A 22,980-nucleotide genomic window follows, 5' to 3' on the forward strand; every position below is an offset into this window, starting at 1 on the left:
CGGTTACTTATGGCAGACAAAAAACCAGCGACGGCTTTTTTCATTTGGTTTTGTATCGATAAAATCAGCGTAGCATTCAACATTAGCAAAACCAGCATTTTCTAACATTCTTAAATAGCTTTCGAGAGGATAGGTTCTTTCTTGATGAAGCTCATCTAAGCGTTCAAACAACCCATTCTCTTGTGCAACAAAAAAGGTCAAGAAATGTTCAATGCTATGGTCTTTTTCTCCTTGATAGCTTTCCCAAAGAAAGGCAAATTCATCCGTCTGGTAATGGTAGCTATAATCAGGAAACACTTCATTGATTTGATATAAGGAATGCACATCAAATAAAAAGACGCCATCTTCTTCTAAACAACTGTAAACACCATCAAAAACTTGCTGCACACTCTGCTCGTCTTCCATGTAGCAAAGGGAGTCAGAATAGCAAGTAATAGCTTGATAGGTGCCAATATCTACGAGATCCAGCATGTCACCCGCAACAAATTGCACAGCCGCCTCTTCTTTTTCAGCCCGTTGACTAGCGATCATCAGCATCTCTTCTGAAAGATCTAACCCAGTCACATCAAACCCAGCCTTGGCAAATTCAACGGCTAACGCACCGGTTCCACAAGCCAATTCTAACAGCTGTTTTCTTTTTCCTAAATGACGACAAGAAAAATCCAGCCACTTTTTATAGAGACTGGAATCCATTACTTCGTCATAGACAAATGCGAAGGTTTCGTAAGCCATTACGCCACGACCCATTCATTAAGATCCACAAGCGGCGCATCAGACCATAATTTTTCTAGGTTGTAAAAAGCACGTTCTGAGGCACTGAATACGTGAACGATTACGTCACCTAAGTCGATCAAGACCCATTTTCCACCATCTTTTCCTTCGACACGGCGAACAGATACTTGACTTTCTTCTTCTTTATCGATGACTTCATCAATGATCGCATTGATTTGACGTTCACTATTTCCTGAACAGATCACAAAGTAATCTGCTAGCAAAGAGATTTCCCGCACATCTAATGCCATAATATCTTCGGCATGTTTTGAATCGGCGGCTTTTACAGCAATTTCTAATATTTTCTGACTATCTATGGTAATTCCCTCCTATATTTGGCTACCCAAAAATTGTAGGTTTCGATCGTTTTTGGGTAGATAACTGCTTCTGTTTCGATCAAATGAAGCAAGGTATGTTTCGTTTCGTAAGCAACAGCGGCATCTAAGTCGATCATTGCGATTTCCCTAGCCTCAACGACTCCAGGAAACGTACGCCCGGGTTCGATATAATCTGCTACATAGATGATTTTATCTAGTAGGCTCATCTTGGCAGCTCCGGTTGTGTGCAAACGGATCGCTTGTAAGATTTCTTCGTCATCGATTTCTAATTCTCGTTGAACGAAATCAGCACCGACGAGTCCATGCCAGATAGCATTGTTCCAGTTCAAGAGATCCAATTCAAATCCGTCTCTACGAATGACTAATTGAAATTCTTCATCGCTGCGTTCCTTCGCATAATCATGCGTCAAAGCAGCGATGCTGGCTTTGACCGGTGAAGCACCATATTTTTCCGCAAGGGCAACGGCCGTTTTTTCGACACCCAACACATGCTCAAAGCGCTTTTGACTCATCTGCATTTGGACCTTTTGCATCAAAAGTTCCCGTTCTGCTTGTGTGTAGTGTTCACTCTTCATCCAAGTACAACCCCTTTTCTTGAATATAGTGTAACACATTATCTGGCAATAAGTAGCGAACCGAACAACCTTGTTGCACTTTTTTACGAATTGTTGTTGAGCTGACATCCATTAGAGGAATATCGATCCAAATAATCGGGTATGGGCTATCGATCGGCACTTCCGGGCGGCGAACCCCCACAAAAGTTACCAATTCCATCAGCTCATCGATTTGATGCCATTTTGGTAAATAGTTCACCATATCTCCGCCAATGATAAAATAATAATTAGTATCTGGATTCTTAGCTGTCAATTCCCGCATCGTATCAACCGTATAACTCTTACCTTTTCGTTCCAACTCAATGGTCTCTACAGCAAATCGCGGATTATCGGCGATCGCCAACTTCAACATCGCTAAACGATGCTCAGCGGGGATTGTCTTTTTCTCATCAACATGAGGCGGTAAATACTCAGGCATGAAATAAACTTTATCCAGCCCTAATGCTTGCCCTACTTGCTCACCCATGACCAGATGTGCGTAGTGTACTGGATTAAAATTTCCACCAAGAATGCCCACTTGCTTTTTCGGTACAAGTTCTTGTGTTTGTGTCTCTAAAACCGTTTGTACCTTTCCAAATGTTTGTCCTTGCATGCCTTCTCCCTCCTAAATTGAACGAACTTTGCTTGAAATCGTTTGGTATTTTTCTTTACTAGACGGTTTGAATAAAACGATCACTCGTCCGATGATCTGGACCACTTCACAGCCAACTTTCTCACGGATCGTTTCAGCTGCTTCGTCAGCAACCTCATCGGTATTTTGGAGTAATGAGACTTTGATCAATTCTCGTTTTTCTAGTGCTTCTTCAATTTGCGCCATCATCGCGTCATTCAAGCCGCCTTTGCCGATTTGAAAAATCGGGTTTAGATGGTGCGCTTCACTTCGTAAAAATCTTTTTTGTTTTCCTCGTAAGTCCATATTCTTCCTTCTTCCTTATACTAATGCTTTACGTCTAAGCACATCGACACCCTTTGGCGCCCACCCGGCGATGACACATGGTTTGGTGATCGTGATCCAGCCAAGTCCAGCAAAAACGATATCGGTTTTTTCTTTGATTGAAAATTCGAAACGGACGAGTTCAGGAAAATCCGCCACTTCATCGGCTCGTGGCGGCTGCAGCAGCCCACCAACATGTTTCTCATAAAATTCATCGGCTTTACTTAATTTGGTCCGATGGATCGCCACATCATTCGCTACATAGGCAACAAACGAACTTCGTTCTCCTTGTATGAAATCAAAACGGGCAAGTCCCCCTAAGAACAAGGTTTGTTCAGGGTTCAATTGATACACTTTCGGTTTAATTTCTTTGGCTGGTGCCACGATTTTCAGATCTTTTTTACCTAAATAGTGTGCCATTTGATGACGATGAATGATTCCTGGTGTGTCGATCAAAAAGTGCCCGTCGTCCAATGGAATCTCAATTTTATCCAATGTAGTTCCAGGGAATCGCGAAGTGGTGATCAGCTCGTTGATCCCTGCTGTTTGTTTGATGATTTGATTGATCAATGTTGATTTTCCAACATTCGTCACACCAACCACATACACATCACGACCTTCACGATACGTTTCGATCGCTTGTAGCAACGCTTGGGTTTCACCCGGTTTCTTGGCACTCGTCAACAATACATCGACGGGTCTTAAACCGACTTCGTGAGCCCGTTCCTTCATCCATTGGGTCATTTTCGATTTTTTCAAAGATTTCGGTAAAATATCCACCTTGTTGCCCACTAATAAAACAGGATTATCACCAACAAAGCGGTGCAGTCCTGGGATCAATGAACCATTAAAGTCAAAAATATCGACGACATTAACGATCAAGGCGTCTTTTTCCCCGATTTCATTCAGCAAACGTAGGAAATCATCGTCTGTCAGCGCGACATCTTGAATCTCATTATAATGGCGCAAGCGGAAGCAGCGTTGACAATAGACTTCTCCTGATTCAAGTCCTTTTTCTAATGCAGATTGCGGGGTGTACCCCAATTCGTTAGGATTTGTTGTTTGAATCAATGCCCCGCAGCCGATACAGTGAATTTGTTCGATTCCTTCTGTCATATTAAATTCCTCCACGCCATTTTAACTCTGGGTTGTGTTTCAATAAATAGTTCATGATTTTTCTTTCTGCTGCTCGATTAAACTGGGTTTTCCAAGAATCCGTTGGGATCACTGGTTTCACTAGAATGCTGCGAACACCAGCACGATTGGCACCTCGTACATCCGTCATAATCTGATCGCCGATCATGACAACCTCTTCTTTTTTCAAGCCTAATTGCTGATACCCTTGTTTGATCCCTCTTGAAAAAGGTTTTAATGCGCGGTGTACGTACTTTAAACCAAAAGGCGCAACAGCCCGTGCCACGCGTTCACTATTGTTGTTAGAAACGACAATCACCGGTATGCCAGCGTTTTTCATTTCCAATAACCAGTTTTTTAATTCTTCGGTTCCATCAGGATTATTCCAAGCAATCAAGGTATTATCAAGATCGGTCAAAATCCCTTTGATCCCCTGTGCCTTTAGTTGGCTAGGGGTGATTTTATAAATCGCATCGACCATCCAAGTCGGTTTATAATTTGAAAACATAGAATCTCCTTTACTATCTGATTTCTTCGCATGTTAAAAGTCGGCGACTAGTCATCGATCCACATAGTCGATCTTTAAAAAGAAACCGTACTAGCTGTTGACAAGCAAGCAGGCAGTTTCTAAAAGGATCAGACCTCTTCAACCTGTAATTATACAATAGAATCTTTTTGAATACTAGCAAGTGCGCTAGTTTCTGCAGGTTTCTTGTAAAAGAACTGAAAAACGAAGGTGTCGAAACAACAGTTTGTTCCATCACTTCTTTAAAGTAGTCTTTTTTTCCGTCAAAAAAGCATCCTTTTACTGAAAGGATGCTTAGAAAAAGTCCAAAATTGTCATTTGCAACTGCGAGCTTCTCGCATTTTACAATACTTTACTTAAAAAATCAATGGTTCTCGGGTTTTTCGGATGATCAAAGAGCTGTTCTGGCGTTCCTTCCTCCATAATGATTCCCTGATCCATAAATAAAATCCGATCCGCGACTTCCTTCGCAAAGCCCATTTCATGAGTGACGATGACCATCGTCATTCCTTGCTGAGCCAAACGCTGCATAACGGACAATACTTCGCCAACCATTTCAGGGTCTAACGCAGAAGTCGGTTCATCAAAGAGCATCACATCCGGTTCCATCGCCAAGGCACGTGCAATAGCGATCCGTTGCATTTGTCCACCAGATAGACTTTGTGGATAGGAGTTTGCCTTATCAGGCAGACCTACATCATTCAATAGTTGCTTTGCTAGTGTTTCAGCAGCTGGTTTTGCTACCTTTTTGACTTTCGTCGGGGACAAAGTAATGTTTTCTAAAACCGTCATATTCGGAAAAAGATTGAAATTTTGAAAAACCATGCCCATTTTTTCCCGCATTTTATACAAATCATTCTTTGGATCGGTAATATCGGTTCCTTCAAAAAAGATTTTTCCGCTTGTCGGTACTTCTAGTAAGTTTAAACAGCGTAAGAACGTGCTTTTTCCTGAACCAGATGGTCCAATCACCACAACGACTTCTCCTTGCTCGATCGTCGTTGTGATCCCTTTTAGCACTTGATTGCTGCCAAAGGTTTTGTGTAACTCTTGAATATCTAACATCATAGCTTGTCTTCTCCTTTTAACGACGATAGCCTTTTCCTAGTTTCTTTTCCCATAAACTCAATAGTCGCGAAGTCGTAAACGTCAAGATGAAATAAATGACCGCCGCCACATAGAAAGGCGTTAATGGTTGGAAAGAACTGGTGACAACGATCTGCGCACTGTTCATCAGCTCGTAGATGCCGATCGTTGAAAGCAAAGAGGAATCCTTGATCAAAACGATAAATTCATTGCCTAGTGGCGGCAAGATGTTGCGTAGTGCTTGTGGCAATACGACATAACGCATCGTTTGAAAAGGCCGCAGCCCTAAAGAACCAGCCGCTTCTGTTTGACCGTAATCAACGGCATTGATTCCCCCTCGGACGATCTCAGCAACATATGCCCCAGAATTAAGCGAGAGCGCAATGATTCCAGGAAATAACCGCCCAAAATCAAGACTCAACACACCGATCGAGACTGTCGGCAAGGCAAACATGCCTTGCAAAAGACCAAAAGCGATCAATATCTGCACCAACATTGGTGTGCCGCGGATGACTTCAATATACGCATTAGCAAACCAGCGCAAAGGCGTCACTTTTGATAATTTCATTAGGGCAAAAATCACCCCTAGAATCGTTCCAAAGATCACGGTGATGATAGAGATCACGATGGTGATCACCACACCAGAAAGAAAATAAGGGTAATATATCGCTAAAAAGGATAAATCCATAATTGTGTCTACTCCGTTCTATCTATTGCGCCGCATTTTCGTTGGCTAGATCTGTGTTCTTTTGTACATACTCATCGATTGTACCATCTTCAATCAATTCTTTCAAAATACTGTTTAGCTCTTCTTGTAGTTCGGTACTCCCTTTAGGTAAAGCAATTGCATAAGAATCGCCTTCAGACGCTTCTAATGCTACATCAGTGATCACGAGGTCATCATTTTGTGCAACATACGATTCAGCCACCGCACTTTCAAGCACCAAACCGTCGATCGATCCTTGTTTCAATTCATTGACTAGATTCGGAACTTTGGCGATGGAAACCAATTGCGAATCCGCTAATTGGTCTTGAACGATCATTTCTTGGATCGAGCCTTTTTGAGCGCCCACCTTTTTGCCAGACAAGCTTTCGATTGAATCAAATGCCGACTCATTGTTTTTATTAACAACTACTTTTTGTTCTGGTGTAAAATAGTTATCGGTGAAATCAAAAGTCTGTTTACGTTCGTCAGTTGCTGAGATGCCTGAAACAGCGATATCGGCTTTTCCTTGTTGCAAAGCAGTCAAGACAGCATTGAAATCAAGGTCCAAAATATTCACTTCGACACCAAGACGATCAGCGATCTCATTGACCATATCGATATCTGCGCCCACGATCGTATCTTTGCCATCAATCAAGGCATGAAATTCAAAGGGGGCAAAGTCAGCAGAAGTTGCCACATTTAACACACCGGCTGCTTTGATGGCTTCCAATTGGTTATCCGCCGAACCGCTGGCACTAGAACTGCCAGTACTCGATGAGCCGCCATTTCCACAAGCTCCTAAAACCAAAATCCCCGTCAATACAACAAGTGCTCCAAATAATTTTTTCATTAAAAACGCTCCTCTTCAAAACAAATATTTATGCAATATAATCTTCTTATATTCAGAATATATACATAATAGCACAGAATAATTAAATTTTAAACTAAAAACTTCGTCATTTGCACGATTTATTCAATAACACTTTTAATAAAAAAATACTAGGATACCCTCTCTCTAATCAGAGTGGATATCCTAGTTGTTAAAATCGGCGAAAACGCTGATACCTTGCCTCAAGCAATTCTTCTGTTTGCAACGTAGAAAGTTCAGCGAGTTTCGTTGAAATTGCCGCTTTCATCTGTTCCATCAATTGCTCTTTCGGTAAAAAGGCCTCTTCATGGGTTTCAGCAATCACTTTTTCAATAACGCCTAATTCAAATAGTTCTTGGGCAGTGATCTTCATTAAACCAGCAGCTTCTTTGGCCCGGCTACCATCTTTCCATAGGATCGAAGCAAAGCCTTCGGGAGATAAAATGGCATAGATCGAATGTTCCATCATCCAAACCTCATCGCCTAATGCCAGTGCTAAGGCACCGCCGCTGCCGCCTTCACCAATGATGATTGCCAAGATCGGCACCGTTAAATCGGACATTTCCATCAAGTTACGGGCAATCGCTTCACCTTCTCCCCGTTCTTCCGCGCCAATACCACAAAACGCCCCTGCTGTATTGATCAATGTGACCACAGGTCGCTGAAATTTTTCTGCTTGCTTTATTAGGCGTAACGCTTTTCGATAGCCTTCAGGATGTGGTGAGCCAAAGTTTCTGCGTAAATTTTCAGGTAGATTACGGCCTTTTTGAATACCGATCACGGTCACTGGCTTGCCATCTAAACAAGCTATCCCGCCAACAACGGCTTCATCTTCGCCAAACAGACGGTCTCCATGAAACTCTTCAAACTCAGAAAAAATGCCTTCAAAGTAATCCAGTGCCGTCAAGCGGTCTTTGCTGCGAGCGAGTTCAACGATTTCGTGGGCTGCTCTAGTCATTGCGATTCCATCCTTTCCGCGTATGCAAAGAAATCAAATGGTAGATTTTCTCCCGCAAGTTCGTCCGTGGAACGATTTGATCGACAAAGCCATGATCTAACAGGAACTCTGCCTTTTGAAAATCTTCAGGTAGTTCCTGACGAATGGTTTGTTCAATCACACGTCGTCCAGCAAAACCGATCAATGCTTGCGGTTCTGCCAGGATGATATCCCCTTCCATCGCAAAACTAGCGGTAACGCCACCGGTGGTCGGGTCCGTTAAAACCGTTAGATAAAACAAGCCAGCTTTACTGTGGCGTTTTACCGCCGCAGAGATTTTTGCCATTTGCATCAGTGACAAAATCCCTTCTTGCATCCGAGCCCCACCCGAAGCGGTAAAAAGAACAACTGGTAGCTGTTTTTCGATCGCACGTTCAAACAAACGGGTGATTTTCTCCCCCACGACCGTTCCCATACTGCCCATGATGAAATTCGCATCCATGACACCGATTGCTAACGGCAATCCTCGAACTTTGGCTTCTCCCGTTAGAACAGCCTCATGCAAACCAGTTTTTTCTTGCATTTGTGCGACTTTATCCAGGTACCCTGGGAAATCAAGGGGATCTTTTGTGGTAACATCTGTGTCCCATTCTTCAAAACTTTTTTCATCAATCGTGATAGCGATCCGTTCCCAGGCGCTGATCCGGAAATTATACCCGCAGTGGGGACAGACTTTTTCTGCCCCCATCTCCTTCGTATAAAGCGTTCGTTTGCAACTAGGACATTTCGCCCAAAGATTATCTGGGACGACTGGTTCGTTCGTTGGCAGCTGACCTCGATTAGGATTGATGCGAATGTAGTTTTTTTTCTTAAATAAAGCCACTCAACTTCCCTCCTATTGTTCAGGTGTCCAATTTGGCAAAAATTCCTCTTGTAAAAAGGCGGTTGTATAGTCTCCCGCAATCACTTTCGGGTGACTGATCAAGTCCATTTGGAATTCTGCATTCGTAATGACACCATCGGTCACTAATTCAGCTAATGCCCGCTGCATTTTCATCAATGCTTCAAAACGGTTCTCGCCGTGAACGATCACTTTAGCGATCATGGAATCATAATAAGGCGGGATCGTATAGCCGGAATACATGGCACTGTCTACCCGTACACCCAAGACTCCACCAGGCAGAAATAAATTGTTGATCTTTCCTGGTGACGGTGCAAAATTGAAGGCTGGATTTTCTGCATTGATCCGACATTCGATTGCCGCACCTGTCATCTTGATGTCTGTTTGTGTCAAGCCTAGCGGTTCACCACTAGCAACTTCGAGTTGTTTTTTGACTAGATCAATGTTCGTCACCATTTCAGTGATGGGGTGTTCCACTTGGATTCGAGTGTTCATTTCCATGAAATAAAACGCCCCAGTGTCTGCCATTAAAAACTCGATCGTGCCGGCATTGCGATACCCTACCGCTTGTGCGGCACGTACCGCTGCTTCTCCTAGCTCTGCTCGTTTGCTTTCAGAAATCACCACAGAAGGAGATTCTTCCAACACTTTTTGGTTGTTGCGTTGCAGCGAGCAATCGCGTTCACCAAGGTGGATAATATTACCAAAAGAATCACCTAACACTTGCACTTCTATGTGTCGAGCAGGGTAAATGATTTTTTCAATGTACATTTCATCGTTGCCAAATGCCGCTTTCGCCTCTTGCTGTGCCGAAGCAAAATGATGTGGTAACGCTTCTTTATCGGCGACTTTCCGTATCCCTTTACCGCCACCGCCGGCTGCTGCTTTGAGCATGACCGGGTAACCAATCTCTTCAGCGATCGTTAAAGCTTCTTCCACATCAGAAATCGCGCCTTTGCTTCCGGGAATGACCGGTACTTCTGCTTCGATCATCAAGCGTCTTGCATTGATTTTGTTTCCCATTGCATCGATAGTCTCACTCTTTGGCCCAATAAAGACGATATTGCATTCCTCGCACATCGCAGCAAAACGGCTATTCTCTGAAAGAAAGCCAAAGCCGGGATGGATCGCCTCAGCCTTTGTGACGATCGCAGCGCTTAGGATCTGCTGTACATTCAAATAAGAGTCAGCTGCTTTGGCAGGTCCGATACAAATCGCTTCATCGGCAAGCTCTGTGTGCAACGCTTCTTTATCTGCTTCTGAATAAACGGCGACCGTTTGAATACCTAATTCGCGACAAGCGCGAATGATACGTACGGCGATTTCGCCACGGTTTGCGATCAATACTTTAGAAAACATATCTCACCTATCCAATCATGAAAGTCAATTCTGCTTCCGCCACTTTTTTCCCATCAACATAGGCAATTCCTTTGCCGATGCCGGCTGCAGATTTTACTTTGATTATTTCTACTTCTAAGATCAAGGTATCGCCTGGTGTTACTTTTTTTCTGAATTTTGCTTTGTCTAAACCGCCAAAGTAGGCAGTTTTCCCACGAAAGTCTTCCAATGACAATAATGCCACAGCACCTGCTTGCGCCATTGCTTCCACGATCAATACTCCAGGCATCACTGGTTCATGGGGAAAATGGCCTTGGAAAAACGGCTCATTAATGGTAACGTTTTTCTTCGCAATGACCCGTTTGCCTTCTTCTAACTCCTCAACGCGATCCACTAAAAGCATCGGATAACGATGAGGGATGATTTCTTTGATTTCTTGAATCGTTAATGCGCTCATTGCTTTACCCTTCTTTCACACGGAATAATGGTTGATTGAATTCAACGATTTGTTCGCTTTCAACCAAGACTTCAACCAATTCGCCATCGACGTCGCTGACGATTTCATTCATGACTTTCATCGCTTCAACGATACAAAGAATATCGCCTTTTTTCACGTGATCGCCGATTTGCTTAAAGTTATCTTTGTCAGGACTTGGTTTCAAATAAACGACACCCACTAATGGCGAGACAACTTCTTTGCCCTCTAAGACAGGTTTTGCCGCTTCTACTGTGTCAGGTGTCGCTGAGACAGCAGGCGTTGGTACAACAGGAGTTGGCGCAGCATTCGCTGCAGGAGCAGGCGCAGGTGTAGATTGTGCATTTTGTAGCCCACTTGTCGTATTTTTATTAAAATAAAGTTCAAACGTCTCTTTTTTTAATTGAAGCTCAGTTAACGTCGATTGATCGAATTGGCTGAGCAGCTCTTTTATCTCATGTGTTTCCAATTACGCTTCCTCCCAACGTTTCAACAAGATCACTGCATTATGACCGCCAAACCCAAGTGAATTACTCATGGCATAGGTCAATTCTGCTGGTTGGCTTTGATTGATAACAACGTTCAAGTCGATCTCAGGATCTTGTTCTGTCACGTTGATGGTTGGTGGAATAAATTGATGTTGTAATGCTAATAGTGAAGCAATGGCTTCGATTCCGCCAGCCGCCCCAAGCAAATGACCAGTCATTGACTTTGTACTGCTAACATATGGTTTTTTATAGTCTTCGCCCAATCCGTATTGGATCGATGTCGCTTCTGCACTGTCATTGGCGGGCGTGCTTGTACCGTGGGCATTGATGTAGCCAACTTCAGCCGGGGTGATCGATGCTTCTTGCATCGCCAATTTCATTGCTTTTCCGGCACCTGATCCATCAGGATTTGGCGCAGTCATATGGTAGGCATCACAGTTCGCACCGTACCCTACGACTTCACCTAAAATCGTTGCCCCACGTTTTTGCGCATGCGCCAATGATTCTAAAATGAAGACGCCAGCGCCTTCACCCATGACAAACCCACTACGATTTTTATCAAACGGAACGGAAGCTTTGTCAGGGTCTGATTCAGTGGTTAACGCCGTCAGAGACGCAAAACCAGCGATACCGATTTCACAGATCGTCGCTTCTGAACCACCAGCGATCATGACATCTGCGTAGCCATGCTTGATGTTCCGAAAAGCTTCACCGATTGAATGGGTACCAGAAGCACAGGCGGAAACAGTCGTCGTACAAATGCCTTTCGCACCTACCCGTAACGCAATGTTGCCGGCAACCATATTTACGATCGACATCGGTACGAACATTGGTGATACCCGATTTGCTCCTTTGTCATGCATTCGAATCACTTGGTCTTGAATCGTTGGCAAGCCGCCGATCCCCGAACCAACCATCACGCCAAAACGATCCACATCAATGGTTTCTGTATCTAACTTCGCCATTTCCATCGCTTCTAAGGCCGCATAAATTCCATAAATGGAAAAAAGATCCATCCGCTTCGTATCTTTTTTAACGAAGTACTTTTCTAACGGAAAATCTTTGACTTCAGCGGCAACTGAGATCCCTGTTGCTTCTGCGTCAAATTTTGTAATCGGGCCGATGCCGTTGGTCCCGTTTTGTAAACTTGCTAAAAAAGTTTCTGGGTCATTTCCGATTGGAGAAGTGACGCCGTATCCTGTAACTACTACTCGATTCATCTTTTCTTCCTCCTACCCTTGCATTGCCATCCCGCCGTCTACACTGATCACCTGACCAGTGATGTAGGGGCTTTTTGCTAAAAAGACTGCTGTTTGCGCAACATCCTGTGTGGAACCAAAACGCTGTAATGGAATATTTGCCAATGATTGTTCTTTGACTTTATCCGACAGCACTTCAGTCATCTCTGTTTCGATAAATCCTGGGGCGATCGCATTGCAGGTGATCCCCCGAGCGGCACCTTCACGAGCGGCAGATTTCGTAAAACCGATCACGCCAGCTTTACTTGCCGCATAGTTGGCTTGCCCGATATTTCCCGTCAAGCCGACCACACTCGTCAAATTGATGATGCGGCCTTCTCGCAACTTCATCATTTTTTTCAACGCGTGCTGCGTCATATTGAAGGTACCAGTCAAATTGATTTTGATCACTGAATCAAAATCTTCGGGTTTCATTCTCAACAATAATTTGTCATTCGTGATTCCGGCATTATTGACTAAAATGTGGATCGGTCCGACTGCCGCTTCTGCTTCCAAAAGCATGGCTGCCGCTTGATCAAAATCAGAAATGTCCCCATTGATCGCTACACATTTCACGCCGTAGCTGGTGATGCGATCGATCAGTGACTGGGGAATTTCTTTTCGTCCATTTAAAACGATATTCGCTCCTTCTTTGGCAAAGGCTTCCGCGATGGTAAAACCGATCCCTCGCGAGCTACCAGTTACAAAGACGTTTCTATTTTGCAGATCCATAAATTCCTCCTAGTTGAATCGGGCTAGTGTATCTGCCAACGTTTGGCTATCTTCTACACGCGCAGTCTGGATTTCTTTGTCTATTTTCTTCATAAAACCGCTCAATACTTTTCCTGGTCCGATCTCGATGACTTGTTGGATGCCAAGCTGCTTCAGTGTCGCAATGCTTTCGTAAAAACGCACTGGCGATTTCACTTGCAGCGTCAACAGTTCCTTGATTTGGTCTTGCTGCATCGGCTGCGCGGTCGTATTGCTGATGACAGGTACTTGCAACTCATCAAAGGTAATTTGAGCTAATTCCTGTGCTAATTGCTGCGATGCCGGTTCCAACAAAGCAGTATGGAAAGGACCGCTGACATTTAAAGGAATCACCCGTTTGGTTCCAGCAGCTTGTAACAATTCCACCGCTTTATCCACTGCCGGCGCTTCACCGCCAATGACGATCTGCTGCGGCGTATTGTAATTCGCTGGTGTCACGATCCCCACTTGACTTGCTTCTTTACAGATTTCTTCAATCGTTTCAGCGGGTGTGTTCATCACAGCAACCATTTTCCCAACACCTGCAGGCGCCGCACTTGCCATATACCGACCGCGCTTTTGCACCAATGCGACTGCGGTCTTGAAATCAAGCGCGCCACTAGCGACTAAGGCTGTATATTCACCTAAACTTAAGCCAGCAACAGCATCTGCTTCGATTCCTTGCGCATCCAAAAGTCGCCAAAAAGCTGTGCTTACTGTTAAAATGGCAGGCTGTGTATATTCCGTCTGGTTTAAACGTTCGTTTTCAGTAAAGCATAACTCGGCCATATCATATCCTAGAATAGTGCTGGATTGTTCAAACGTCTCACGAACGATTGCTTCTTGGTGATAGAGCTCTTCCCCCATTTTGGGGTACTGTGCACCTTGACCGCTAAATAAAAAGGCTGTCTTCATCTTGCACTCCTTCATTACTTTGTTCGTTGTTGTTGGAGAACATGGATTCTTGCAGTTCGTCTATGAATCAGCAAAAACACGTTCTTAAAAAGGAAAGGCTAGGCTGTCTGCCTAGCCTTTGTTTTATGCTTGTTGTTTTTCTACATATTTAACTAGATCTTCAACGGTTGTGATACCATCTTCTGTTTCGATCTTCACATCGAATTCATCTTCGATCTCGTTAATGATTTGGAAAAGATCCAAGCTGTCTGCTTCTAAATCTTCTTGGATGTTCGTGTTCAATTTGATTTCTTCTTTTTCTTTTCCTAATTCTTCTGCTACGATTTCTTGAATTTTTTCGAATACCATGTGTATATTCCTCCAATGTGTTTTTCAATAGTAATTTTGTTTCGTGAACAAGTTATAAGGTGGCTAACATAGTTCCCCATGTCAATCCGCCGCCAAAACCTGAGAACACCACTTTTTGACCACTGCCAAGGGACAGTGTACCTCGTTTGATTTCTTCATCTAGCAATAACGGAATCGAGGCTGCCGAAGTATTGCCATAATCTTGCATATTTTGCAAAAATTTCTCACGGGGTTGCTTCAGCTTGCGAGCAACTTTGTCTAAAATGCGTGAATTTGCTTGGTGAAGCAAAAAATAATCAATTGCTTCATCTTGTATCAGATCATTGATCGAGGCGACCACATCACGCGTCGCAAAATCAAAGATTTCTCGTCCAATCATTTGCATACAAGCACTATACGCCGGAGCGTTTTGTGAAAAAGGATTCTCATTCGTGCGAAAACCAGATGTTAAGGACATGCCTCGCGTCCCATCTGCTTTTAAAGACTCTTTGAGCAAATGCTGCTCTGAAGATGCTTCCAACAATAGACCGCCGGCACCATCTCCGAATAAAACAGCCGTCGAACGGTCGTTCCAATCCAAGACTTTTGAAAGTACTTCTCCACCGATGACCAATCCTTTTTTAGCGCCCGTTCGAATCAGTTTTTCAGCCATAGACAATGCATACACGAAACCAGCACATGCTGCACTGATATCAAAAGCAAAGGCATTGACTGCCCCAATCGCCCCTTGGACTTGGCAAGCAACCGCCGGTGTATTGAAATCCGGTGTGATCGTCGCTACCAAGATAAAATCCAGACTTTCTGCTGAAAGCTGAGCATCTTGCAAGAGCGTTTGAGCGACGCGAATACAAAGGTCTGAAGTGTTTTCGCCGACAGCGACTCTTCTTCGTTTGATTCCCGTGCGAGAATGGATCCATTCATCTGAAGTATCCATCAAATTTGATAGATCATCATTTGTTACGATTTTTTCTGGAACATAACTTGCAGTCGCGGTAATTTTTCCAAACATATTCATCCATTATTCTCACTTATAATCTTGTAAAAAGTCATGCAGATTTTTCAGTGCTTTCAACAGTGCCTGTTCCTCTTCAGGAGACATCTGACTCAAGACACCCTTCACCATCTCACGATGAAAATGCTGATGAACACGATAAAGGAGTTTTCCTTTTTTCGTCAAACCTAGTTTGACGACTCGCCGATCATCTTCACTGCGAATCCGTTCTACATATTCTTTTTTCACCAAACGATTGATCGCGATGGTCAAAGTCCCAACAGTGATCGAAAGCTCTTTGGCAACTTCAGTCGTGGTCTTTTTTTTGTACATCCCGATGGCTTCGATGGTATGCATTTCGGTAATTGAAAGGTCTTTGAATTGAGATTTTTTCAATTCAGATTCTTCAATCACTAAGATGTCATTAAAGACGCTGACTAAGTAGTCATTAACTGTTTCTAAATTGGGTTCCATAACCTTCACCATCCGAATACTTTGATAATCAAATCATTTGATAGTCAAACTATATCGGAAGTTATTGAGAAATGCAAGAATTTTTTCGAACTTTTTTTATTTTTAAGCGCATTTTTATTTAAGAATTGATTTTCTAAGATTTTAAAAGCTGCGAGTTGACAAAATAATCCGTTTCCGTTATAGAGAAATTTCCTTTGAATGTCAAAGTTTATCATTGCGTTGCTTCCACTCTATTTCTAATTTTTTCTTGTCAATGGCCAGCAAACGTTGCTCTCTTAAGCTTCATCTGCTACTCTTTGAAGGAAGGAGAGGAAAGATCGATGAATCCGAACAAAGAGTTTCTAAAAAACAAAGCAAATGCACTCCCTGAAAGGCCTGGCGTTTATCTAATGAAAGATCAACACAACGAAGTCTTGTATGTGGGAAAAGCCAAATCATTGAAGCAGCGTGTCGTTTCCTACTTCCGAAAAAACCAGCAGCATGCCAATAAGGTACTTCGACTTGTTTATAATGTCGTTGATTTTGAAACCATCGAAACAGATACCGAATTGGATGCACTATTACTTGAATGTCGTTTGATCCAAGCTTTTCATCCTATCTACAACCGCCAAATGAACCATTCAGCGAACTATTGCTTTGTTGATTTGACGAATCATAGCTTCACGATCACTCAAACACCACAAATTGGCAGTTATGGCCCCTTTCGACAAACAAAAAAATTGCCTGTGTTGTTTCAATTATTGTCAGAAACGTTTCAATTGCCGACTGTCAACGAACTGACGCTATTAACCTTACGTAAGCAACTCCCTCAAATGGAGGCGTATTCCTTGGAAGAGAAGTGGCGAGAGATCGGCTGTTTTTTTGCAGGAAAGAAGACCGACTGTTTTTCACTCCTTAAAAAACGCTTGGCATACCTGATTGATCACTTATTGTTTGAACAAGCTAGTGTACTGCAGCGAGAGATCCATTTAGCAGAAAGCTTTTACCAAGAAATCGTGAGGGTCAATCAGTTCATTCAAGAACCGGAAGTGATTTTTTCGATTCCCCTTGACTTAGAGGAGCCAGTATCACAGACGACTCAACTCAAATACTATCAAGTCAGCTTTGGTAAGTTGATCCAAACAAACATTCTTTCTCCCGAAGAAACATTCCAGCCACTTCCGCCAGCAAGCGCTGCGCTGCCTTTAGCCCCGGAAGATCTCGATCCATTAGGGATCATCCTTAATCACCTGTACCGCCAAGAAAAAGCAGCAGATAAATAAAAAACAGCAAGCCCAAGTAGGCTTGCTGTATAGATATGAGTCAAAGACATCAAAACGTCCCACTCATTCTTATTGGATCAAATCATAGATTTCCATGGCTACAATATCAACATTATCAAATTGATAAGATTGACTTGATTCTGCTTCCGTTAATTCAAACGTTTCTGTCGAATTGTCATAAGTAACGGTACATTTTTCGACGCCTTCTTTTTCAAAACGACGTACTTGAACTTCATTGTCTTGCGCTTCGACCATCGCTTCTAAACGTTTGATGATAGCGACTAATTGCGAACTTTTCATTCGTAAGCCTCCTTTTTCTGTCCGTTATATTGTATCAAAACATCCTCTATCTTGCATTGATTTTTCGTATTTTTTTTGTCATTTTAAGATTTTTTTCCATCTTGCCACCAAAGTTTAATCAGCGCCTGCGTTCCGTCATTTTCATAGCCTTTTTCAGCCAACTGATCATACAATTTTTTAGCTAAAGTGGTGCTCGGCAAATCCAATCCCATCTTCTTAGCCTCATCCAAAGCGATCCCCAAATCTTTGATGAAATGTTTGACAAAAAAGCCTGGTGAATAATCCTCTTTTAGGATACGAGGACTGTAATTCGTCATGGACCAATTGGCTGCCCCACCGCCAGAAAGCGTGTCAATCACTCGTGGTAAATCAAGACCGGCTTGGTTCGCATAGACCAGCATTTCTGTCATCCCCGTCATGGTTCCGGCAATCATGATCTGATTGGCCATTTTCGTATGCTGACCCTTTCCTGCCCCTCCTTGAAGTTGAAACGTCTTTCCTAATACTTCAAAAAGTGGTTTTACTTGTTGGTAAGCTTCTTCATCGCCACCAACCATAATCGTTAGCGTGGCGTTTCTCGCACCAAGATCACCACCAGAAACTGGCGCATCAATACTCGCTGCTCCTTTTTCCTTCGCTGTCTGGTAGATTCGTTCTGCCAAATCAGGTGTACTGGTGGTAAAATCCACCAATGTTTTGCCCGTCACAGCCGTTTGAAAAATCCCTTGAGGCCCATAGTAAACTTCTTCAACGTCGGATGGATAACCAACCATTGTAAAGATGATTTCACTTTCTGATGCAACTTCTGTTGGGGTGTCACACCAAATTGCTCCATTCGCAACGAGTTCATCTGTTTTTGCTTTCGTCCGATTGTAAACATTCACTGTATGTCCTGCAGCTAAGAGATGACCAACCATCGCTTGACCCATGACACCAGTACCGATAAATCCTAATTTCATGCAGATCCCTCCAAAATAAAAAAGTTCATGTCTTTAGTATACGCTAAAAACATGAACTTGCGAAAATTTTCTGTTTAATCGATCGTTCGGCGAAATGCCTTTAATTTTACTTTGAATTTTTCTAACGTCTGCTCGGTTTCTTTCTCGATGCGTTCGGTTTCATAATAGGCAACCATATCATGGTAGAAAGACAGCATCGACTCACCAAAGCGTAATGCCGAGATCTCGTACATCTTCCTAGAAAGAACTTCGGGATCAGCAGGAATCTTTTGTTCATAATAATCAATAAATGCTTTTGCGAAATCCCGATCACTCTCATAGGTGACGCCTAACGATGGATCATCGATCAAGGTGTTTAAGTAATCATTGCCTTCAACGACTAATGGGGTCCCAGCAGCCATTGCTTCCGTGTATGTCAGTCCTTGTGTTTCTGAAGTAGAGGCACTGACGAAGTAATCGGCAGCGTGGTAATAGATCGCCACTTTATCATTCGCCACTTCGCCGACAAATTGAACATGGTCAGTTAGCGCCATATCCACCACTTTTTCTTCTAATTTTTCTTTATGCGGACCTTTCCCAACGATCACTAATTGCGCATCAGGAATCTTGGTTAGAATTTCCGGCATCCCATCGATGATCGCTTGGATATTCTTTTCATAAGAAATACGACTGAGGGAAAGCAGCATGGGTTGATCCTCAGTGATGCCTAATTTCTCCCGCAATTCTTTTTTCATTTCAGATGTAATGTCCGGTCGACGAAACTTCTCGACTTCGATCCCTGTGGGGATGATCCGCATCGGTGAAACCACACCATACCCCCTCAGCGTATCGATGACTCGTTCACTTGGACAAACAACACCTGTCGAGTGGTTGGCAAATAGCCGCGAAAGATATTTCACGTGAGACGGCCGTAAGACCTTCCCATTGGCGATGTAGTGCAAGTAGTCTTCATACATCGTATGGTAGGTATGGATCACAGGAATTTGCAATTTGCGCCCCACCATTTTCCCTAACATCCCAGAGCCAAACTCGGTATGGGTATGGATCAATTCCAACTCTAACTCTTTGGCGATCAAATAGGCATACAACATGCCGCGCACTACGATTCGCCGATCTTTGAAGGACACAAACGGGACACTTGGCATGCGAATGATATCTTCTTCGTCCAGATCAGCATTGGGATCGGTCGTAGTAAAGATATACACTTTATGGCCTTTTTTCTCAAGCTCTTCTTTCAATGTCTTGATCGATGTCGCCACACCACTTACCTGGGGGAAGTAGGTGTCTGTAAAAAATCCGATTTTCAAAACGGTACCTCCAAACTTTACATTAGTTTCTTTATTCCGTATTCATCACTTTTGTATAAACTTCTTTTAGCTCATATCCGATTTCATCAATACTCTTTTGCTTGGCCGTTTCATAACCCGCTTCACTTAACTGTGGCAACGTGCCATCTACGATTCCTTTGATTTTCTCGATAAACCCTTGATTGGTTTTCTCCATGTATGCATTGTGCCCATTGCTTAGCCACCCTTTATATACTGGAATATCCCGAACAAGCACATTTTGGTGGCTGGCTAACGCCTCAAGGACCACGATCCCTTCTGTTTCTTCATAGGAAGGAAAGAAGAACAGATCAGCCGCTGAATATGCCCCTTCGATGATGTCTCCTTTGATATAGCCGGGAAACAGCACATTTTCTGGATGGTCTTCATTGACAAGGTCGCGGATCTGCTTAGGAATCGTCATCATTGGTGTATGACCAAACCAGATAAACGTATATTCAGGCAATTGTCTAGCTATCTCTACAAAATCAAGAATGCCTTTTCGTTCAAAAAACAAACCGACCGATATAATGACTTTTTGATCAGGTAAAAGCTGAAAATACTCACGAAAGGCTTTTTCTTTCTCATGATCCGGCTGATATTTGTCAAGATCGATCCCGTTTGAGATCGCTTCGATCGGCACTTGGATACCATACCCTTCCAAAAGTTCTTTCGAATAAGGGGTCGGGGTGATCAATTGATCGGCTCTGGAATAAAGATTGATCAAATATTTTTTATATAATGGCGAAAGCTGATTTGAACCGATAAATGAATTTCGAAAATCCTCTTCTGTAGAATGGGCATGGTAAATCACTTTTTTTCCTTGTCTTTTGGCTTTATTGACCATATGCATACTATTGATTCCATACGTGTTGATGTGAAGAATGTCATAATCCTCATCATTTTTATCAAGAGTAAAAGGAATCCCGACAGATGTCAGCGCTCGTTGCTGATGGGCCAATGCGCGACCGATACCTGATTTAGCTAATAATTTTTCTCCTTCAAAATAAAGAAGTACTTTCAAAGATGATTCCTCCTTGGAAATGCTTATATCTGATATTAGTATACCATAGGCGATCGCAGAGATACTCCTACCATGGTCCTAGATTTTGTTCCCCATTTAACCATGATACGGGAAAAGCTCAGAGAATCATAGCTTAATTCCAAGATATGACAAAACTGTTCGTTTTCTGAAAAAAGTAGTAAGTTGTTGCAAGTCAAATCAAACAAAATGTCTTCTTAAAACAAAAAAAGGCAACAAGCAAAAATTGCTTGTTGCCTAGAAATGATTATTTTACATACTGTTCGATTAACTCTACAACTTCTTCCATTGTATCGCAATCTTCTAAAGCACGTTTTGCTAATTCTTGCATGTCAGTGGTTGACAAACGTTTCATTAAGCTACGTGTTTTCAGAACAGATGTTGCACTCATTGAGAACTCATCTAAGCCCATACCTACAAGAAGTGGCACAGCAGTTTGATCGCCGGCCATTTCTCCACACATACCAGCCCATTTGCCTTCAGCATGCGCTGAATCGATCACGTTTTTGATCAAGCGTAAGATGGATGGGTTGTATGGTTGGTACAAGTAAGACACGCGTTCATTCATGCGGTCTGCAGCCATTGTGTATTGGATCAAGTCATTAGTACCAATACTGAAGAAGTCAACTTCCTTCGCAAACTTGTCTGCTAAGACAGCTGCTGCTGGAATTTCGATCATGATTCCGACTTGGATCTCGTTAGAAATCTCAACGCCTTCGTCAATCAATTTTTGACGCTCTTCTTCATACATTTTCTTCGCTGTACGGAACTCTTTCAATGTTGCCACCATTGGGAACATAATACGTAAGTTACCATGAGCAGAAGCACGTAACAACGCACGAAGTTGGGTACGGAACATGTCGTCCCCAAGTTCAGACAAGCTGATACGCAATGCACGATAGCCTAAGAAAGGATTCATTTCATGAGGCAATTTTAAGTAAGGAAGTTCTTTATCGCCACCGATATCCATTGTGCGGACAACCACTGGTTTTCCAGCCATTCCTTCTAGAACTGCTTTATACGCTTTATATTGGTCTTCTTCTGTTGGGAAATCAGGAGAATCCATGTACAAGAATTCAGTACGGTATAAACCGACTGCTTCTGCACCATTGTTGTGGACACCTTCTAAATCTTTTGGTGTACCAATGTTCGCAGCTAATTCAAAGTGCTTACCATCAGCCGTAACTGTTTCAGCATCTTTTAATTTTTCCCACTCTGCTTTTTGATCTGCGTAGGCTTTCCCAGCTTCAACAAATTCAGCCGCTTGGTCATCTGTCGGGTTGACGATAACGTCACCGATAATGCCGTTAACAGCTAAGATGTCGCCCGCTTTCACTTTTGCAGTGATCTCCATCGTTCCAACGATTGCTGGGATTTCAAGAGAACGTGCCATGATTGCGGAATGAGAAGTACGTCCACCGATATCTGTTACAAAAGCTTTAACAAAGTTGCGGTCTAATTGTGCGGTATCACTTGGTGTCAAGTCATGCGCAACAACGACTACTTCTTCGTTGATCATTGAAGGATTAGGCAAAGTCACATTCAACAAATGCGCCAAGATACGTTTAGCAACATCTTTGATGTCAGCTGCACGTTCTTGCATGTAAGCATTGTCATCCATTGCTTCAAACATACCAATATACATGTCAGTAACTTCTTTCAATGCAGCTTCTGCATTGACTTTGTTATCTGTCACGTTTTGTTTGATTTGACCGATCATCTCAGGATCTGAAAGAACCATTAAATGAGCATCAAATACTTGTGCTTCTGCTTCACCTAAAGTTTGCGCTGCTTTGTCGCGGATTTGTTGTAATTCCGCTGTTGACTTCGCTAACGCATCATCTAAGCGTGCTTCCTCTGCTGCAGTATCTTCAACTGATACTTTTGAAAAAGATAAATCAGGTTGTACTAACAGGTAGGCTTTCGCAACGGCTACACCATCACTAGCAGCAATTCCTTTTAGCATCTCAACCATTATTCAGACAAACCTTCTTTTTTCATTGTTTCTACGATTGCAGCGATTGCATCTGCTTCGTCAGCACCTTCAGCAGTGATAGTTACATCAGAACCTTGGCCAACACCTAATGACATTACGCCCATGATTGATTTAAGGTTTACTGATTTACCTTTGTACTCTAAGTTGATATCAGAGTTGAATTTGCTTGCTGTTTGAACCAATAATGTAGCTGGACGTGCGTGAATCCCTGTCTCAGCAACTACGTGAAAATCTTTCTTTTCCATATTGATCAATCTCCTTTAT

Annotated in this window: 28 protein-coding genes; 1 reads left to right on the plus strand and 27 read right to left on the minus strand. The window is 42.9% G+C overall.

The annotated features are described in order from the left end of the window. Positions 1–3 precede the first annotated feature (3 nt). The 21 genes from A5882_RS14685 to A5882_RS14790 form a co-directional block, all read right to left on the minus strand. Complete coding sequence (locus tag A5882_RS14685) at positions 4–732, minus strand: class I SAM-dependent methyltransferase (RefSeq protein ID WP_016612181.1); 729 nt, start codon at positions 730–732, stop codon at positions 4–6. Beyond that, entirely contained in the window at positions 732–1,073 is a 342-nt protein-coding gene (gene rsfS, locus A5882_RS14690; protein WP_034878521.1) for a ribosome silencing factor, read from the minus strand. The genes A5882_RS14685 and rsfS overlap by 1 nt, the downstream gene beginning before the upstream one ends. Positions 1,074–1,084: 11 nt before the next feature. Further along, positions 1,085–1,684 (minus strand): bis(5'-nucleosyl)-tetraphosphatase (symmetrical) YqeK, encoded by a 600-nt coding sequence (gene yqeK, locus A5882_RS14695; RefSeq protein WP_008378167.1) that lies wholly within the window; start codon positions 1,682–1,684, stop codon positions 1,085–1,087. After that, positions 1,674–2,315, minus strand: a complete 642-nt coding sequence (locus tag A5882_RS14700) for a nicotinate-nucleotide adenylyltransferase (protein WP_016620357.1) — start codon at positions 2,313–2,315, stop codon at positions 1,674–1,676. Before A5882_RS14700 ends, yqeK begins: the two co-directional genes overlap by 11 nt. Before the next feature lie 12 nt (positions 2,316–2,327). After that, the gene (gene yhbY, locus A5882_RS14705) at positions 2,328–2,639 is read right to left on the minus strand and encodes a ribosome assembly RNA-binding protein YhbY (protein ID WP_005225905.1); all 312 of its coding nucleotides are present in this window, start codon (positions 2,637–2,639) and stop codon (positions 2,328–2,330) included. A 15-nt stretch (positions 2,640–2,654) separates the two neighbouring features. Further along, the gene (yqeH, locus tag A5882_RS14710; RefSeq protein ID WP_061054243.1) at positions 2,655–3,773 is read right to left on the minus strand and encodes a ribosome biogenesis GTPase YqeH; all 1,119 of its coding nucleotides are present in this window, start codon (positions 3,771–3,773) and stop codon (positions 2,655–2,657) included. Between the two features lies 1 nt (position 3,774). Then, positions 3,775–4,299, minus strand: coding sequence for a YqeG family HAD IIIA-type phosphatase (locus A5882_RS14715; RefSeq protein WP_008378174.1), 525 nt, complete (start codon positions 4,297–4,299; stop codon positions 3,775–3,777). 360 nt (positions 4,300–4,659) lie between these two features. After that, a complete protein-coding gene (locus A5882_RS14725) occupies positions 4,660–5,385 on the minus strand; it encodes an amino acid ABC transporter ATP-binding protein (RefSeq protein WP_016612186.1) in 726 nt (241 codons plus the stop codon). 16 nt (positions 5,386–5,401) lie between these two features. Continuing rightward, on the minus strand, positions 5,402–6,091 hold the full coding sequence (locus tag A5882_RS14730; RefSeq protein WP_005225900.1) for an amino acid ABC transporter permease: 690 nt from the start codon (positions 6,089–6,091) through the stop codon (positions 5,402–5,404). A 22-nt stretch (positions 6,092–6,113) separates the two neighbouring features. Continuing rightward, the gene (locus tag A5882_RS14735) at positions 6,114–6,959 is read right to left on the minus strand and encodes a transporter substrate-binding domain-containing protein (protein WP_005235588.1); all 846 of its coding nucleotides are present in this window, start codon (positions 6,957–6,959) and stop codon (positions 6,114–6,116) included. 190 nt (positions 6,960–7,149) lie between these two features. After that, a complete protein-coding gene (locus A5882_RS14740; protein WP_086373033.1) occupies positions 7,150–7,935 on the minus strand; it encodes an acetyl-CoA carboxylase carboxyl transferase subunit alpha in 786 nt (261 codons plus the stop codon). After that, positions 7,928–8,797 (minus strand): acetyl-CoA carboxylase, carboxyltransferase subunit beta, encoded by an 870-nt coding sequence (gene accD / locus A5882_RS14745; protein ID WP_005235586.1) that lies wholly within the window; start codon positions 8,795–8,797, stop codon positions 7,928–7,930. Before accD ends, A5882_RS14740 begins: the two co-directional genes overlap by 8 nt. Positions 8,798–8,809: 12 nt before the next feature. Continuing rightward, positions 8,810–10,174, minus strand: a complete 1,365-nt coding sequence (locus A5882_RS14750) for an acetyl-CoA carboxylase biotin carboxylase subunit (protein WP_086373034.1) — start codon at positions 10,172–10,174, stop codon at positions 8,810–8,812. A gap of 7 nt (positions 10,175–10,181) precedes the next feature. Then, positions 10,182–10,610 (minus strand): 3-hydroxyacyl-ACP dehydratase FabZ, encoded by a 429-nt coding sequence (gene fabZ, locus A5882_RS14755; protein ID WP_061054244.1) that lies wholly within the window; start codon positions 10,608–10,610, stop codon positions 10,182–10,184. Between the two features lie 4 nt (positions 10,611–10,614). Next, complete coding sequence (gene accB, locus A5882_RS14760) at positions 10,615–11,097, minus strand: acetyl-CoA carboxylase biotin carboxyl carrier protein (RefSeq protein ID WP_016612188.1); 483 nt, start codon at positions 11,095–11,097, stop codon at positions 10,615–10,617. Further along, complete coding sequence (fabF, locus tag A5882_RS14765; protein WP_005235583.1) at positions 11,098–12,336, minus strand: beta-ketoacyl-ACP synthase II; 1,239 nt, start codon at positions 12,334–12,336, stop codon at positions 11,098–11,100. It lies immediately after the preceding gene. 12 nt (positions 12,337–12,348) lie between these two features. Then, entirely contained in the window at positions 12,349–13,086 is a 738-nt protein-coding gene (gene fabG, locus A5882_RS14770; RefSeq protein WP_008378189.1) for a 3-oxoacyl-[acyl-carrier-protein] reductase, read from the minus strand. 9 nt (positions 13,087–13,095) lie between these two features. Next, positions 13,096–14,019: an ACP S-malonyltransferase gene (fabD, locus tag A5882_RS14775; protein WP_034878519.1), complete on the minus strand. Its 924-nt coding sequence runs from the start codon at positions 14,017–14,019 to the stop codon at positions 13,096–13,098. A 123-nt stretch (positions 14,020–14,142) separates the two neighbouring features. Further along, positions 14,143–14,367: an acyl carrier protein gene (locus A5882_RS14780; RefSeq protein WP_005225890.1), complete on the minus strand. Its 225-nt coding sequence runs from the start codon at positions 14,365–14,367 to the stop codon at positions 14,143–14,145. 52 nt (positions 14,368–14,419) lie between these two features. Then, positions 14,420–15,382 carry a beta-ketoacyl-ACP synthase III gene (locus tag A5882_RS14785; RefSeq protein WP_005235580.1) on the minus strand — a complete coding sequence of 321 codons (963 nt, stop codon included), beginning with the start codon at positions 15,380–15,382 and terminating at the stop codon, positions 14,420–14,422. A gap of 9 nt (positions 15,383–15,391) precedes the next feature. After that, positions 15,392–15,832 (minus strand): MarR family winged helix-turn-helix transcriptional regulator, encoded by a 441-nt coding sequence (locus A5882_RS14790; RefSeq protein WP_008378199.1) that lies wholly within the window; start codon positions 15,830–15,832, stop codon positions 15,392–15,394. Between the two features lie 320 nt (positions 15,833–16,152). Here A5882_RS14790 and A5882_RS14795 point away from each other — a divergent pair, with 320 nt between their 5' ends. After that, entirely contained in the window at positions 16,153–17,094 is a 942-nt protein-coding gene (locus A5882_RS14795; protein WP_086373035.1) for a GIY-YIG nuclease family protein, read from the plus strand. 69 nt (positions 17,095–17,163) lie between these two features. Here A5882_RS14795 and A5882_RS14800 read toward each other — a convergent pair whose 3' ends face one another. The 6 genes from A5882_RS14800 to A5882_RS14825 all read right to left on the minus strand — a co-directional run bounded on the left by A5882_RS14800 (position 17,164) and on the right by A5882_RS14825 (position 22,961). After that, positions 17,164–17,394, minus strand: coding sequence for a YkuJ family protein (locus tag A5882_RS14800; protein WP_005225886.1), 231 nt, complete (start codon positions 17,392–17,394; stop codon positions 17,164–17,166). A gap of 83 nt (positions 17,395–17,477) precedes the next feature. Beyond that, positions 17,478–18,353 carry an NAD(P)-dependent oxidoreductase gene (locus A5882_RS14805; RefSeq protein WP_005235572.1) on the minus strand — a complete coding sequence of 292 codons (876 nt, stop codon included), beginning with the start codon at positions 18,351–18,353 and terminating at the stop codon, positions 17,478–17,480. A 74-nt stretch (positions 18,354–18,427) separates the two neighbouring features. Beyond that, the gene (locus tag A5882_RS14810) at positions 18,428–19,660 is read right to left on the minus strand and encodes a glycosyltransferase family 4 protein (protein ID WP_008378207.1); all 1,233 of its coding nucleotides are present in this window, start codon (positions 19,658–19,660) and stop codon (positions 18,428–18,430) included. A 31-nt stretch (positions 19,661–19,691) separates the two neighbouring features. Further along, entirely contained in the window at positions 19,692–20,702 is a 1,011-nt protein-coding gene (locus tag A5882_RS14815) for a glycosyltransferase (protein ID WP_005235568.1), read from the minus strand. A gap of 265 nt (positions 20,703–20,967) precedes the next feature. Further along, complete coding sequence (gene ptsP / locus A5882_RS14820) at positions 20,968–22,695, minus strand: phosphoenolpyruvate--protein phosphotransferase (protein ID WP_008378209.1); 1,728 nt, start codon at positions 22,693–22,695, stop codon at positions 20,968–20,970. After that, complete coding sequence (locus A5882_RS14825) at positions 22,695–22,961, minus strand: phosphocarrier protein HPr (RefSeq protein WP_003126335.1); 267 nt, start codon at positions 22,959–22,961, stop codon at positions 22,695–22,697. The genes ptsP and A5882_RS14825 overlap by 1 nt, the downstream gene beginning before the upstream one ends. Positions 22,962–22,980 lie beyond the last annotated feature (19 nt).

Source organism: Enterococcus sp. 4E1_DIV0656 (genome assembly GCF_002140695.1).
Taxonomy (GTDB): Bacteria; Bacillota; Bacilli; order Lactobacillales; family Enterococcaceae; genus Enterococcus_D; species Enterococcus_D entomosocium.